At 75.2% G+C, this 13,309-nt stretch carries 14 protein-coding genes and 1 pseudogene; 4 read left to right on the forward strand and 11 right to left on the reverse strand.

The features are described 5' to 3' along the window. The first annotated feature begins 446 nt into the window (after positions 1–446). Complete coding sequence (locus BJF81_RS12440) at positions 447–1,754, forward strand: hypothetical protein (RefSeq protein ID WP_143780836.1); 1,308 nt, start codon at positions 447–449, stop codon at positions 1,752–1,754. Here BJF81_RS12440 and BJF81_RS12445 read toward each other — a convergent pair. The 9 genes and pseudogenes from BJF81_RS12445 to BJF81_RS12485 all read right to left on the reverse strand — a co-directional run bounded on the left by BJF81_RS12445 (position 1,679) and on the right by BJF81_RS12485 (position 8,323). Then, positions 1,679–2,542 carry a DUF2398 family protein gene (locus BJF81_RS12445; RefSeq protein WP_075958606.1) on the reverse strand — a complete coding sequence of 288 codons (864 nt, stop codon included), beginning with the start codon at positions 2,540–2,542 and terminating at the stop codon, positions 1,679–1,681. The genes BJF81_RS12440 and BJF81_RS12445 overlap by 76 nt on opposite strands. A 73-nt stretch (positions 2,543–2,615) precedes the next feature. Next, positions 2,616–2,888, reverse strand: a pseudogene (locus BJF81_RS21600) (DUF2398 family protein); the annotation flags it as partial. After that, the gene (locus tag BJF81_RS20380) at positions 2,885–3,826 is read right to left on the reverse strand and encodes a DUF2397 family protein (protein ID WP_083664196.1); all 942 of its coding nucleotides are present in this window, start codon (positions 3,824–3,826) and stop codon (positions 2,885–2,887) included. The pseudogene BJF81_RS21600 and the gene BJF81_RS20380, both read right to left, overlap by 4 nt. Next, positions 3,801–4,439: a DUF2397 family protein gene (locus BJF81_RS20385; protein ID WP_075958608.1), complete on the reverse strand. Its 639-nt coding sequence runs from the start codon at positions 4,437–4,439 to the stop codon at positions 3,801–3,803. Before BJF81_RS20385 ends, BJF81_RS20380 begins: the two co-directional genes overlap by 26 nt. Positions 4,440–4,537: 98 nt before the next feature. Further along, on the reverse strand, positions 4,538–4,762 hold the full coding sequence (locus tag BJF81_RS19835; protein ID WP_342447143.1) for a PIN domain-containing protein: 225 nt from the start codon (positions 4,760–4,762) through the stop codon (positions 4,538–4,540). Positions 4,763–4,931: 169 nt separating this feature from the next. Continuing rightward, positions 4,932–5,207, reverse strand: coding sequence for a type II toxin-antitoxin system Phd/YefM family antitoxin (locus tag BJF81_RS12470; protein WP_075958609.1), 276 nt, complete (start codon positions 5,205–5,207; stop codon positions 4,932–4,934). A 173-nt stretch (positions 5,208–5,380) separates the two neighbouring features. Beyond that, positions 5,381–5,878 (reverse strand): hypothetical protein, encoded by a 498-nt coding sequence (locus BJF81_RS17625; RefSeq protein WP_143780837.1) that lies wholly within the window; start codon positions 5,876–5,878, stop codon positions 5,381–5,383. A gap of 19 nt (positions 5,879–5,897) precedes the next feature. Beyond that, complete coding sequence (locus tag BJF81_RS12480; protein ID WP_075958611.1) at positions 5,898–7,538, reverse strand: thiamine pyrophosphate-binding protein; 1,641 nt, start codon at positions 7,536–7,538, stop codon at positions 5,898–5,900. A 14-nt stretch (positions 7,539–7,552) separates the two neighbouring features. Next, entirely contained in the window at positions 7,553–8,323 is a 771-nt protein-coding gene (locus tag BJF81_RS12485) for a cyclase family protein (protein ID WP_075958612.1), read from the reverse strand. A 132-nt stretch (positions 8,324–8,455) separates the two neighbouring features. On the opposite strand from BJF81_RS12485, the gene BJF81_RS12490 reads away from it, so the two are divergent. Both BJF81_RS12490 and BJF81_RS18090 read left to right on the forward strand, forming a co-directional pair. Beyond that, positions 8,456–8,803 carry a hypothetical protein gene (locus BJF81_RS12490; protein WP_075958613.1) on the forward strand — a complete coding sequence of 116 codons (348 nt, stop codon included), beginning with the start codon at positions 8,456–8,458 and terminating at the stop codon, positions 8,801–8,803. A 5-nt stretch (positions 8,804–8,808) separates the two neighbouring features. Further along, the gene (locus tag BJF81_RS18090) at positions 8,809–8,946 is read left to right on the forward strand and encodes a hypothetical protein (RefSeq protein WP_158068681.1); all 138 of its coding nucleotides are present in this window, start codon (positions 8,809–8,811) and stop codon (positions 8,944–8,946) included. Positions 8,947–8,970: 24 nt separating this feature from the next. On the opposite strand, the gene BJF81_RS12495 is transcribed toward BJF81_RS18090, so the two are convergent. Then, a complete protein-coding gene (locus BJF81_RS12495; RefSeq protein ID WP_143780838.1) occupies positions 8,971–9,648 on the reverse strand; it encodes a hypothetical protein in 678 nt (225 codons plus the stop codon). After that, positions 9,582–11,900 carry a BTAD domain-containing putative transcriptional regulator gene (locus BJF81_RS12500; protein ID WP_075958615.1) on the reverse strand — a complete coding sequence of 773 codons (2,319 nt, stop codon included), beginning with the start codon at positions 11,898–11,900 and terminating at the stop codon, positions 9,582–9,584. Before BJF81_RS12500 ends, BJF81_RS12495 begins: the two co-directional genes overlap by 67 nt. 93 nt (positions 11,901–11,993) lie before the next feature. On the opposite strand from BJF81_RS12500, the gene BJF81_RS12505 reads away from it, so the two are divergent. Next, the gene (locus BJF81_RS12505) at positions 11,994–13,139 is read left to right on the forward strand and encodes a class I SAM-dependent methyltransferase (RefSeq protein WP_083664197.1); all 1,146 of its coding nucleotides are present in this window, start codon (positions 11,994–11,996) and stop codon (positions 13,137–13,139) included. The last annotated feature ends 170 nt before the right edge of the window (positions 13,140–13,309 follow it).

The following is a 13,309-nucleotide window of genomic DNA, read 5'->3' on the forward strand; positions in this document are numbered from 1 at the left end:
GAGCCGTGGTCCGGCGGCTCCGGCCGCGAGCCGGCCGAGGTCGCCGCCCGACGGGCGGGGTCGAGCTCGGCCGGCAGGGCCACCTCCGGCGTGCCCTCCGTCGCCGCCCAGCCGGCGAGGGCCTCGAGCAGCAGGTCGACCTGCCGGTCGGCCTCGACCTCGGCCTCCGTCCGCAGGGCCCGGGCCTCCTCCCAGCGGGCCTCCGCCTGCTCCGCCTCCCGCTCGGCCCCCGACTGGCGGACCTCGGCGTCGGCGAGAGTCTCGGCCGCCCCACGCACGACGCCCACGCCGGCCCGCCGTCGGGTGACCGCCGAGGTGGCGTCGGAGAGCGCGTCGGCGAGCTGGTCCAGGCCCGCGGCGACCGGGCCCCCGGCGACCACGTCGGCGGCGGTCCCGGGCTCGTCGGTGAGCGACTGCGCGGTGAGGGTGGTCGTGAGGGAGACGTCGTGCACGGTGCGCCGCAGCCCGTCGGCGGTGGTCCGCACCGCGGCGGACAGCTGGTCGAGCGTCGCCCCGAGCTCGTCGCGGGCCCGCTCCAGCGCGCCCGCGGTTCGCCCCGACGCGCCGCGGGCACGCTCGGCGCGCGCGTCGGCGTCCCGGGCGAGGTCGGCGTCACGCCGTGCCTGCTGGGCGAGCTCGCCGAGCCGCCGCTGGTCGCGGAACTCCGGGCTGTCCCTCAGCGTCGCCAGCCGCGCCTCGTCGGCGGCCACCCCGGCCTCCGCGGCGGTGAGCGTCGCGCGGGCCTCCTGCTGACGCTCCTCGACCCCCGCCAGCGTCTCCTCCGCCCGCTGGACCGCGGTCCGCAGCCGCGACTCCTCCTGGACCACGGAGACGACGGACCGGCTCCGGGCGGCGAGGACGGCCCGGGCGTAGTCGGCGTACGCCTCCGCGAGCGCGGTGAGCGCCGCGGCCGCGGCGGCGCGACGGTCGATCTGCTCGCCGAAGGCGGTGAGCTCGTCGAAGGTGTCGGCGGCCGCACGGACCGACTGCTCGTCCAGCTGGGGCAGCGCCTGGGACAGCTGCTGGGTGAGCCGGGCGGGCTCGATGTCCTCCCCGACCTGCGGCTGGCGCAGCCAGTAGAGCAGGCGCAGCACCTCGTCGTAGCTTCTCGGGTCGAGGCCGAAGAGGACCCTCCCGACGTGGGCCTTGTAGTCGGCTGCGCGGTCGAAGACGTGGTCGGCACCCAGCACCTCGCGCAGCCGGGCGTGGGGGAGCGGGCCCGCGGCGTCCTCGAGCAGGAAGTCGTCCCCGAGGCGCTGGTCGGTGGCGAAGTGCCACGCGGTCGCGGACCGAGCGCTGGAGGAGGCGCGGATGCCGACGCCGCAGGTGAGGTGCTCCTCGTCGCCGTCGGGGGTGGTGCGGGTGAACTCGACCCAGACGTAGCCCACCCGGTTGCCGGCCTCGACGCCGTCGGTCATCAGCCACAGCAGGCTCGTGTGGTGCTTGGCCGAGGCGGTGAGCCGGGCCTTGTCGCCGTCGAGTGCGAAGGGCAGCAGCATCTCCAGCGTCTTGGACTTGCCGGCGCCGTTGGCCCCGCGCAGCAGCAGCCGGCCGTCGGCGAAGGTGAAGACCTGCTCGTCGTACTGCCAGACGTTGAGGATGCCCGCGCGGGACAGCCGGAAGCGGGACGCGGCGGTGTCGCCGGCCGCGGCCGAGGGGCGGCCGGGCAGGGGAAGGGTCATGCGTCCTCCTCGAAGAGCGACCGCTCGCCGGCCGGGCCGGCCGTGGTGACGAGCTCGGGCCGGGGTGCGTAGCGGGCGGCGGCGGCGTGGACGAGCAGGGTCGGACCCTCGTCCCGGACCAGGCCGGTCGCCGCGAGGATCCCCAGGGCCTCCGCCCAGAGCGCGTCGGGGTCGGCCTGGTGGGCCTTGCGCAGGCCGTGGCGCCAGGTGCGGAACACGCGGTCGGCGGCCGACCTGGCCGTGGAGGTGGCGACGGGCGTCCACGCGCCGCTCGCCCCGTCGTGGTCCTGCCCCCGCGCCGCCTCGGTCAGCTCGCCGAGGAGCAGGAGGGCGAAGTGCCGGGCCGACCCCGCTCCCGGGAAGGTCAGGTCGGTCAGCTCCCCGTCCCGGTCCAGCGCCAGTGCACCCTCGGCACGGATCTCCAGCTCCAGGCCGAACCAGCGGGCGAACCACTCCCGCTCCCGCTCGCGGTTGCGTCGCCACCAGCCGGCCTGCTCCTCGCTCAGCTCCTCGGTCGAGAGGACGGGGCGCTCCAGCAGGTGACGGCGGACCGCGATCCGGGCGCCCCCGGCCGCGGAGGGCACCTCCATGACGGTGAGGACGTCCTCGGGCGTGCGGCAGGTGGACAGAGGCGCGGCCACCAGGACCGCGAGCCGGTCGCGGTGCACGTCGAGCAGGGACTCGGTATGCCGTTCCGCCCAGTGCTCGAGGTCGCCGTCGCGCTCGGTGAGCACGCCGAGGTCGACGAGGGCGGTGAGCGCCGAGTGCAGGGCGCGCCGGTCGGTGATCCCGTCGAGGTCGATCTCGACGCCCGCGTCGGCGGCGGCCGACCGCACGCCGGCCACGAGCTCGTCGACCATGACCTGACGGCGGGCCCGGGTCAGCGCGGCCAGGGTCAGGGCCAGGAGCGCGTAGCGCCGGGGGGGTGAAGGGGGTGCCGTTGCGACGGCGCAGCCCCCGGGTGGCGTCGGGGTGCAGGCCGGTCTTGACCAGGCGGGCCAGGGTCGGCTCCACGACGAGGCGGTAGCCGAGGCCGTCGGCGAACATCGGCACGAGCTCGCGCTGGTGGCGCCGGACCAGGGCGAGGTCGTCGGCGTGCCCGTCGGCGTGCAGCAGCGGGGTGCGCACGAGCGCGCGGGCGGCCCGACGGCGCTCGGCCTCCGCGTAGGGGTCGGTGGGGGGAGCCGGCCGCTCGTCCAGGGTCACGCCTCCGCCCTCCTGACCTGTGCCTCGGCCGGCTCGGCGGTGGAGAGCTCGATCGCCAGGTCACGCAGCACGAGCGTCCCGGCGGGGCTGCGCAGCCGGACGGCGGCGCCCGGCTCCCGGCGCACGTCCAGGGACAGCGAGGTGACGCTCGTGCGCAGCTCGGCCCGTGCGGTGTCCGTGGGCCCCAGCGGGCGGCCCGCCCGGGTGAGCGCGGCGGCATACAGGTCCAGGAAGGCCGAGCGGGCCTCGTCGCTGACGCGCAGGTCGGAGAGGGGACCGGCGTGCGCGGCCAGCTCGGCCGCGGCGGCGCGCAGACGGGCCTCCTGCTCGGCGCGCTCGGCGAGCCGGGCCTGCTTGGCCGCGGTGTAGTCGGCCCGTGCCGCGGCCCGACCGCCGGCCTGCCGGTCGCCGCGCATCCGCAGGCCGACCGGCACCTCGGCGGCCGGTGCGTCCCACCAGCTGCGGGTCGAGGGGACCGGGTCCCCCTCGGTCTCGGCGGCGAAGGAGAGGTGTCGGCCGCCGTAGAGGCCGAACGCCGCGGCCCACAGCTCGTGCGCCCGGTCGTCGGGGGACTCGTCGAACCACGCGGCCAGCCGCACCAGGTCGCCGTACCGGCTCTGGTGGCGGTCCGCGCCCGCGGCGATGCGCCGCAGGTTGGTGAGCAGCGCCCGCAGCGCGTCGGTGGCCAGCCGGCGGACGTTGTCCGCGTCGGCGCGGCGGCCGGGGGAGCCGAGGAACCACGCGTGCAGGCTCCGCCAGTCGTCCGGGTCCAGGCCGGGCGCCCGCTGCGCCTGGCTCCCGTCGAGGGCGACCAGGCGCCTGCCCGATGCGGCCCGGTCGCACAGCGGGACCACGTGCGGCTCGAGGGCGACCAGCTGGTCGGCCATCTGCGGCAGGTGCCGCGAGATCTCGTCAACGAAGCGCTGGAGGTAGTCGATGAGCGCGCTCTTGAAGAGGACGAACTCGTCGCGCCAGGTCGAAGCGGGTCAGCACCTGGGCCAGGTAGGAGTAGAACTGGCGGGTCGAGGTGACCAGCACCTCGAACTGCGCGAAGAGGGTGGAGACCTGGGTGGCGACGTCGGTCGGGTCGGCACGGTCCAGCCCCTGCTCGCACAGCCGGTTGAGCCCCGTGAGCCCGGCCAGCATGCCCGGCAGCATCTCGCTGGAGACCTCGCGGGCGCCGTCGGACCGGGTGAGCAGCTCCTCGACCTGCCGCTGCACGAGCTCGCCGCGGGGGGTCAGCTGGTAGCGGGAGCGGTTGCGCAGGTACTCGCGGACGCTGCGGGCCTCGGTCTCCCGGGGGCTGCGGGCGAGGTTGCCGTGCTCGACGAGGTAGGACAGGCGCTGGTCGACCGTGTCCCGGTCGAGCTCGAGGCCCTGCTCGCGGAGCCGGTCAGTGATCTCCTCGGCCGACTGGTCGGAGAGGAAGCCGCTGATCCCGGCGGTGAACAGCCGCATGATCGCCAGGTAGGTGCCCGCCTCGTCGTTGACGGCATACCGCAGCGCGCCGAGCGTCAGCCGCTCGGCCGGCTGGAGGACCCCGTCGGACATGGACCACAGCCTACGAAGTCCGGCTGGTGCGGCTCGCCACCGCACCGACAGCAGGTGGTCGGCGACGTGAGCCGGGGAGGGCAGGGTATGGCGGCGAGTCACCGTCCCGGTGCGAGGACGGGGAACCCGAGCAGCCGCGTCGCCTCGGCGAGACGGTCGTCGTAGGTCACGACGCCCAGCAGGTCCTCCTCGAGGATGAGCGCGGCCGCCAGGTGCAGCGCGTCCAGCGAACGCAGTGCGGGCGGCTCGAGGCGGGCCGCCTCCTCGAAGACGCCGGTCCCGAGCTGCAGGACCGTCAGCGTGTCGAGGACCTGGCGGGCCAGCGGTGCGGACTCCGGCCGCGCGCGCCGGACCGCGCGGAAGAGCTAGTCCGGGCAAGGTCCGAGGTCACCAGCGGGTCAGACCGGGTCTCTACCCACTCTCGGAGCGCCTCGGACTCAGGCTCGAGGGCGACCAGCTTCACCAGGGCCGACGTGTCGAGGTAGTAGGCCATCAGTAGCGCTGGTCCTCGCGGTCCTGGTCCAGGGCCTGCGACAGCACGCTGCCCGGAGCGCCGTCCGGTCGAGGAAGGTCGGCCAGAAGCCGCCGGGGCGGGCGGGCGAGCCCGGCGGTGACGAGCTCGGACGTGCGGCTCCCGCCGAGGGGGACCAGGCGTGCGACCGGCCGGCCGTGGTCGGTCACCACCAGCGCCTCGCCCGCTGCTGCGCGAGCGACCGCCGCGGAGGCGTTCTGCTTCAGCTCGCGGATTCCGATCGTGCGTTCTGTCATGCTCGCCTCCAACGGATGTGCTACACAGTAGCACTTGCGCTCAAGGTGTTGTCCACAGCTGGCCCGCGCCTACAGAGTGGTCTGTGGGTGCACGCCGTTACGGTCGCGCCATGAGCAGTGGAGGAGCGTGGCAGGACCGCCCCGTCGTGCGCTGGGGCGTCCTCGCCCTCGAATCACTCTCCTGCACTGTCGGTGTCGTCGTCGCCTTCACCGGCCGCCCGGTGAGCGGCACGCTGATCGTCCTGGGTGCCGTCCTCCTCACTGCTCTCCACGTCGGGTATCGACAGGTGACGAGCGACGAGCGAGAAGACATCGAGGGAGCCACGCTGATCCACCTGACCCGAGACAGGCCTGTCATGGACCCGCGAGACGAGATCTTCCTCGATCCTCAGCGCTGCAAGTTCTGGTCGCGGGCGCTGTGTGCCTCCTGGCCCTTCCTCCGCCGTGCCGTCTACGCCTTCCGGACCAGGCCGACCAAGGGTGACGAGCGGTTCAACGTCGGGGACGACGTGCGGTGGGCCGTCCACTTCACGCCACCCCCGGGGGCCAGGATGCTGGTCCGCGGTCAAGCAGTGGCCCTGCTGGACGGTTACCGAGGACCCGCGGTCGTCGAGCAGCTCGAGCCGCCCACCGCTGGACACCGCCGGCGACCCGCGCTGCGGGACCACCATGCCGCCGCTCGTTCCGCGGTCAGTGCCCGCGGAACGCCTCCTCCAGCCACCAGGACGCCTCGTCGCGGATGACCTTGGCGTGCACGAGCATCGGGCCGGTCGGTCCACCGGCTACCCACTCGCGCACCGGCGCGAGGTCCTCCACCGACGTGACGGTGACCGCCTCCATCCCGTAGCCCCGTCCGATCGCCGCGATGTCGGTCGGGGGGAACTGCACGGTGCCCAGGTCGTGTCCTCCCGGTCCGAAGTGGTGCACCTCCGCGCCGTACGCCTCGTCGTCGTAGACCACGACGAGCATCGGCAGGCCCAGGCGCACCACGGTCTCCAGCTCGGCCGCGGCCATCAGCGCACCGCCGTCGCCGAGCGCCGCGACCGGCAGCCGGTCCGGCCGGGCGAGCGCGGCCCCGATCGCGGTGGCCAGGCCGAGCCCCACCGACTGGAAGGCCTGCGTGAAGCAGAAGCCCTCCTCGTCCGGGACCGACAGGAACATGCTGGGGTAGCCCATGAAGTTGCCCGAGTCGACCGCCACGACGCGCTCTGCGGGCAGCAGGTCGTCGAGGGCGATCGTCAGGGTGCGTGGGTCGATCCGCCCGTCGCCGCCCCGGTCGTCGAACGGCACGTCGCGCCAGCGCAGCTGCGCCGCAAGGCGCTCGCCCACCTCGGGGGTCCGGTATGCCGTGCGCGTCGCCTCGAGCGCCTCGTCCACGGCCACGGCCGTACGGGCCACGTCCCCGACCACGCCGAAGGTGAGGTCGCGGTGCGCACCGATCGCGTCCGGGGTGTCGTCGACCTGCACCACGGTCGCGCCGTCGGCGACGAGGCGGCCGTGCCGCATCGTCCACATGTTGAGGGCGCACCCCCACCCGACGATGAGGTCGGCGCCGCCCACCAGCTCCGCCGTCAGCGGCGAGGAGAAGCCCCCGGAGATATCGAGATGCCACGGGTCGACGGAGAAGAGGCCCTTGGCGACGGCCGAGGTCGCCAGAAGTGCGCCGGACCTCTCGCCCAACGTCCGCAGGGCGTCCCGCGCCTGCGCCGACCGGCTGCCGCGCCCGGCGACGAAGACCGGCCGTTGCGCCGCGGCCAGCGCGGTGGCCAACCGCTGCACGTCCTCCGCCGACGGCTCGACCGGAGGTGGCGCGGGCGGCAGACCGACGCCGTCGAGCGCGCCGTCCCGCACCTCCTGCTCCTGCACCGGCAGCGGGAGGTTGAGCACGACCGTGCGGCGGCCGTACACCGCCTCGGCCACCGCGGCCACGGTCTGCGCGACCGCCTCCTCGGCCGAGGTCACGCGGTGCGGCACCGCGCCCACCGCCCGCGCCATCGCCTCCTGGTCGACGAAGAAGTTGGACCGCCGTTCCATCACCTCGGCCGCGACCACCACCAGCGGCGTGCGCGACTTGGCCGCCTCGGCGACACCGGTCATCGCGTTGGTGAACCCGCACCCCTGGTGCACGCTCACCGCGGCAGGGCGACCCGAGACACGGGCATACGAATCGGCCGCGGTGGCGCCCCCGCCCTCGTGGCGCGTCGCGACATACCGGGCGCCCGCGGCGACCATCGCGTTGGTCACGTGGAAGTTGCCCGAGCCCACCACGCCGAAGACGTGGTCGATGCCGCAGGCGACCAGGGCCCGCCCGACCGCCTCTGGCACGAGCATGGAACGAGCCCGACCTAGCGCTCGACGAGGGCGAGCACGCGCACGGGGGAGCCCGACCCGCCCACGATCTTCAGCGGCGGGGCCATCACCATCGCCCCGGTCGCCGGCAGCCGGTCGAGGTTCTGCAGCTGGGCCAGGCCGTACTTGCCCGCGCCCAGCAGCAGCGCGTGGCACGGGAACGCCGGGTCGAAGGAGTGGGCGGCGCCCGCGTCGGTCCCGACGGTCTCCACCCCGATGCCGATGAGGTCGGTCTCCTCGGCGACCCAGCGGGCGCAGTCGACCGACATGCCGGGGCTGGTCGGGCCGGTCTCGGTGTTGTTGATCATGTCCTGCTGCGTGGTGCGGCTGGACCAGCCGGTGCGGCAGAGCAGCCAGCCCCCGGCCGGCAGGGGGCCGTGCTCCTCGACCCACGCCTCGACGTGCTCGCGCTCGAGCAGGAAGTCGGGGTCGGCCTCGACGCGGTCGACGACGTCGATGACGGCGGCCGGCCGGAGGAAGACGCCGACCGGCACGCCGGAGACGTCGTCGAGGTCCTTGCCGGTCACCCAGTGGTTGGGCGCGTCGAAGTGCGTGCCGGTGTGCTCGCCGGTGCGGAAGTTGTTCCAGTACCACGCCGGGCCGCGGTCGTCGTAGCGGCTGATCTCCTCGAGCTGGAACTGCGCGGTCTGCCCGAACTGCGGCGGCAGCTCCAGGAGCGGGGTCTGCGAGGACAGGGGCGCGGTGAGGTCGACGACCTCGACGCTGCCCTCCCTGAGGGCGTCGGCGAGCTGGGCAAGGACGGACATGGGCACCTCCGGCGCGGGACGGGTCGTGGGAGTACGGACACCCTACGGTGAGCGGGACGGACGCGGCAGTCGTGCGGATGTGGGTCCGGCGCATCCTTCCTGGCCAGGCGCGAACGGCATACAGTCGGGACCATGAGCGACCTCCAGTGCGCGGCCCGCGTCATCCTCCTCACCCCGCTCGGGCTCAACGACGTGAAGTGGCTGGCCTCCGAGCTCTACCGGGAGCGCGTGCAGGCGGTGTACGCCGCCGACGACGTGCCCGACACCGGCCCGGTCGAGACCCTGGCCGAGGACCTCGGCGTCCCCTGCCACAGCGGTCACGGAGAGCTGGGGGACGGCTCAGCAGGTCTGGAGGAGATCGTCGACCGGCATCGCGGCGAGACGGTCGTCGTCGTGCGCGGCGGCTCTGCCACCGAGCCGGTGCTCATGCGCGTCGACGCCGACGGCACGAGCATCGGCCGCCTCGACGACGAGGTCTGAGACCGGTGGAGAACCTCTGGATCTTCTTCCTCGCCTTTGGCTTCGGACTGCCCCTGTTCCTGCTGCTGCGGTACATGGCAGCGAAGCGCGCCCTGACTCAGGCGCAGCGCATGCGGGAGCAGCGGGACCGGCGGAGGTCCTGACACTCCTCGGCACCCCCCCGGGCCCTACGGCAGCAGCCGCATCGCCCGCCGGACCACCTGGGTCCGCGGCGTCGTCGCGGCCACCGCCTGGACCTGCTGCAGGACAGCAGGTCCGACCTCTTCGGCCAGCCGCTGCCGCAGCTCGGCGTGCCGTGCGACGTCCTCACCCATGAGCGGAGGCGCCGACGGGTCGCGCTCGGCCGCCCCGAGCAGGAACGCGGCGTCGGCGGACGACCCCTCGTCGGCGAGGAGCTCGGCGAGCACGCGGAGCATCGTCCAGATCTGCGCCCACGACCCGGTCCGGTGCAGGTCGCGCAGCAGCGCCCCTCCCAGCGACCGCGCCTCCTGCGTCTGACCGTCCCGCACCAGCCGGGCGAGCAGCGCGAGCCGGGCCACCTTGCTCACCTGCCCGGCACCGATCCGTCCCGCCTCGGCGGCGGCCTCGCGCAGCCGGGCGGTCGCCGCCACCGGGTCGGAGCGGGCCAGCACCTCGCCCTCGGCGTAGAGCGTGAACGCCCGCTCGGCGTCCGACCCCGCCCCGGCCGCCGCCGTCGCGACCGCGACGTGCTCCCGCGCCGCCTGGACGTCGTCGGCGTAGAGCGCCATCAGCGCCCGGGAGACGTGGCTCTCCCCGGTCAGCTCGGCGGTGCGGCCCATCCGCTCGAACCAGTCCGTCGACGCCGTCGCGTCCCCGCGGTACATCGCCTCCACCCCCAGCACCAGGCACGCCAGCGCTCGTCCGCGCCCCCGGCCAGTGCTATCCCCGCCAGGGCCAGGCGCCGTGCCCGGTCGAGCTCACCGTGCTCGACGGCCACCATCGCCCCCGCCCCGACGCCGCCGGCGGCAGCCAGCTCGTCGTCGGAGAGGTCACCGGGCGACAGGCGGCCTGCGCCCAGCTCGGCGACCGCGAGCATCGCCTCGCCCAGCGCAGGCCCGGGCACCCAGTGCAGGCACCGGCCGACGGCGGCCACGAGACGCAGCGCGACGACGAGGTCGTCCCTGGCGACGTCGGGTGCCTGGGGGCGCGCGGTCCGGCGCAGCGCCGCCGTGGCGTCCGGGACGAGCGCCTCGACCCGGTCGCGCAGCAGCACCCCGTCCTCGGTCGCCCAGGCGTCCGCGACCTGCTCGCACTCCCGGGCCACCCACGCCGCGTGCGCCCGGTGCGCCGCCGTCTCGTGGTCCGGGCCGGCCTCGCGCAGGCGCGCCGCGGCATACTCGCGCACCACCCCCAGCAGCCGGAGCCGGGCACCCCGGCCCTCCACCCGGCACGCCACGAGCGAGGTCTCGACCAGCTCCGCCAGGGCTGCGCCGGGGTCGGACCGCGGATCGAGGTATGCCGTGACCGCCCGCACCGCGTCGGGCGTGAACTCGCTGGCGAAGACCGACAGCCACGCGAGCAGCCGGCGCTGCTCATCCTTGAGCAGGCGGTAGGACCAGTCGACCGTCCGGTCCAGGCCCAGCCCCTCGGCCGTCCCGCCGGGGGTCGACGTCTCGTCGGCGGGCAGCAGCGCGAGCACCTCGTCGAGCCCGGCGGTCGCGGTGCGTGACGCCGCCAGCTCCAGCGCCAGCGGCAGCCCGTCGAGCCGTCGGCACAGCTCGGCCACCGCCGCCGCGTTGGTCGGGTCGACGCCGAACGCGGGCCGCAGCCGTCGGACCCGGTCGGTGAACAGCCGGACGGCGGCCGAGGTGCCGACCGCGGACCTCGCACCGGGGGAGTGCGTGGCGAGCGGGGCCAGGGGCACGACGGTCTCGGCGGGCAGGCCGAGCCGGCGGCGGCTGGTGACCAGCACGCGGGTGCCCCGGCAACGGCGGGCGACCCGGCCGACGAGGTCGGCCACCTCGGCCAGCAGGTGCTCGGCGTCGTCGACCACGAGGAGGTGGGGCGTGGTGGCCAGGACGTCCACCACGTCCTCGGCGGGATCGTCGGTCCGGCGCCCGAGCCGTAGCGCACCGGCGACCGCGGTCGCCACCCCGCCGGGGTCGGTGCCGGCGAGCTCGACCACGGCGACAGGCAGGTGGGAGCGCTCGGGCAGCACGCGCACCGCCTCGGCGGCCAGCCGGGTCTTGCCCACTCCGCCGGGGCCGGTCACGGTCGTCACCGGTCCCTCGAGCACCGCCCCGACGAGCCGGGCGAGGTCGTCCTCCCGCCCGACGAGGGGAGCGGCGACCTCCAGCCACGTGACCGGTGGTCGGTCCGACGGCGTGCGCTCCGCAGGGCTCTCCTGCTCCAGCTCGTGCCCGAGGACCCGTGCCTGCAGGTCGACCAGCTCGGGGGAAGGGTCCAGCCCGAGCTCGTCGGCCATCCGGCGCCGGTGCCGCTCGAGCAGGTCCAGCGCCTCGGCCTGGCGGCCCAGCCGGTAGAGCGCCCGCACGAGCAGGGCGACGGCGTGCTCGCGGTAGGGCTCCTCGGCCAGCAGCTCCTGCAGCAGCGGCACCGCCGGGGCCGGATCCCCGAGGTCGAGCAGCGCGGCGGCGTGCAGCTCGGCGGACTCGTGCCGCATACCCTCCAGGCGCGCCGCGGCGGCCAGCACGGGTGCGCTCGACCCGAGCTCCCCGAACGGCGGTCCCCGCCACAACCGACGGGCCCGCTCCAGCAGGGGCAGCGCCGTGCCCGGGTCGGCCGTGCGGGCGCGGGTGAGCAGGTCCTCCAGGAGCAGGGCGTCGACCTCCGCGGGCGGCACGGGCAGGCGGTAGCCGCCCTCCACCGTCTCCACCGCGTCCGGCCCCAGCAGCGCCCGCAGCCGTGAGACCACGGTCTGCAGGGCGGCCCGCGAGTCGGCCGGCGGCTCCCCGCCCCAGGCGGCCTCGACGAGGGTGTCCGTCGTGACCGCGGAGCCGGCGTGCACGAGCAGGCAGGTCAGCACCGCCCGTCGACGCCCGGCGGGGACCTGCACCGGTCGCCCGTCGACGAGCACCTCCAGCGTGCCGAGCACGCCGAACCGCAGCCGTGCCACCTGCGTCAGTCTGCCCGACAGCCCGGTGACAGCGTCGTGAAAGCGGTGCCCGCCACGGTGGACCGGTCAGCACGATCCACCGCAGGAGGAACCATGAGCACGCACTCCGCATCCCGCCGCGCCGACCCCGAGGGCATCGCCACGACGCCCTCCGCGGCCGCCGACGGTGCCCCGCCCGACCTCGACCTGGAGCAGGTGGGCGCCTTCGCCCAGCAGGTCGGCATGATGCTCGCCGGCGGCGCCACCGCGGCCATGATGGTCGTCGGCGACCGGGTCGGCCTGTATGCCGCTCTCGCCGGCTCGGGCCCGGTCACCCCGGCAGAGCTGGCCGCCACCACCGGGACCGCCGAGCGCTACGTCCGCGAGTGGCTCTCCCAGCAGGCCGCCGTCGGCATCGTCCGCCACGACCCGGCGACCGGGACCTTCACCCTGCCGGCTGAGCACGCCGCCGTGCTCGCCTCGGACGACTCCCCGGCCGCCATGATCGGCGCCGCGCCGCTGGTCACCGGCCTGCACCGGCGCACCGACGAGCTGGCCGAGGCGTTCCGCACCGGCCGGGGCGTGCCCTGGTCGGAGCAGGACCCGACGGTCTTCGAGTCGATCGAACGCTTCTTCCGCGTCGGCTACCGCAACAGCCTGCTCTCGGAGTGGGTGCCCGCGCTCGACGGGCTGGCCGACCGGCTGCACGCCGGCGCCACCGTCGTCGACGTCGGCTGTGGCCGCGGGGCTCCGCTGCTGCTGCTCGCGGAGGCCTTCCCGACCTCGCGCTTCGTCGGGTACGACGTGCACGAGGGCTCGGTCGAGGTGGCCCGCCGACGGGCCGAGGAGGCCGGGCTGGCGGACCGGGTGCGCTTCGACGTCGGGGACGCGCACGGGTTCGCCGACCGGGACGTGGACGTCGTCACCTACTTCGACGCCTTCCACGACCTGGGCGACCCGGTCGGTGCGGCCGCGCACGCGCGGCGGGCGCTGGCCGACGACGGCCGGCTGGTGCTGGTCGAACCGCGGGCCGCCGACGACCTGGCGACCACGCTGGCGACGGTGCCGATGGCGCCGATCAGCTTCGCGGCGTCGACGTTCCTGTGCACTGCCAACTCCCTGTCCCAGCCGGTCGGGCTCGCGCTCGGCTCGCAGGCGGGGGAGGGGCGGTTGGCCGAGGTGCTCCACGAGGCCGGCTTCGGCTCGGTCCGCCGGGCGGCGGAGAACGACTTCAACATGGTCCTGGAGGCGAAGGTCTGACCTGGGCGGCGGGAGGTGCCGCGCACCTGAGCAGAGGGCGCGGCGCCTCCTGTCGGGGTCGGCGCGGCGGGTCAGGGGCGTACGCTCCGAAGGAGCGAGACGGTCCAGGTCTCCCCATCGAGGGGCATCCATGCCACACCCGTCTCCGCACGACTTCTGCTTCGTCCTGG

It is taken from the genome of Ornithinimicrobium sp. CNJ-824 (assembly GCF_001942405.1).
In the GTDB taxonomy this organism is placed as follows: Bacteria; Actinomycetota; Actinomycetes; order Actinomycetales; family Dermatophilaceae; genus Ornithinicoccus; species Ornithinicoccus kibberensis.

Coding starts and splice junctions, on each gene's coding strand:
- BJF81_RS12495 (WP_143780838.1), bottom strand. CDS start 9,648: ATGTACCGCGGGGACGCGACGGCGTCGACGGACTGGTTCGAGCGGATG.
- BJF81_RS12485 (WP_075958612.1), bottom strand. CDS start 8,323: ATGTCCGTCCTTGCCCAGCTCGCCGACGCCCTCAGGGAGGGCAGCGTC.
- BJF81_RS17625 (WP_143780837.1), bottom strand. CDS start 5,878: ATGGTGGTCCCGCAGCGCGGGTCGCCGGCGGTGTCCAGCGGTGGGCGG.
- BJF81_RS12505 (WP_083664197.1), top strand. CDS start 11,994: ATGAGCACGCACTCCGCATCCCGCCGCGCCGACCCCGAGGGCATCGCC.
- BJF81_RS12445 (WP_075958606.1), bottom strand. CDS start 2,542: ATGGTCGACGAGCTCGTGGCCGGCGTGCGGTCGGCCGCCGCCGACGCG.
- BJF81_RS12490 (WP_075958613.1), top strand. CDS start 8,456: ATGAGCGACCTCCAGTGCGCGGCCCGCGTCATCCTCCTCACCCCGCTC.
- BJF81_RS20385 (WP_075958608.1), bottom strand. CDS start 4,439: ATGTCCGACGGGGTCCTCCAGCCGGCCGAGCGGCTGACGCTCGGCGCG.
- BJF81_RS12480 (WP_075958611.1), bottom strand. CDS start 7,538: ATGCTCGTGCCAGAGGCGGTCGGGCGGGCCCTGGTCGCCTGCGGCATC.
- BJF81_RS12470 (WP_075958609.1), bottom strand. CDS start 5,207: ATGACAGAACGCACGATCGGAATCCGCGAGCTGAAGCAGAACGCCTCC.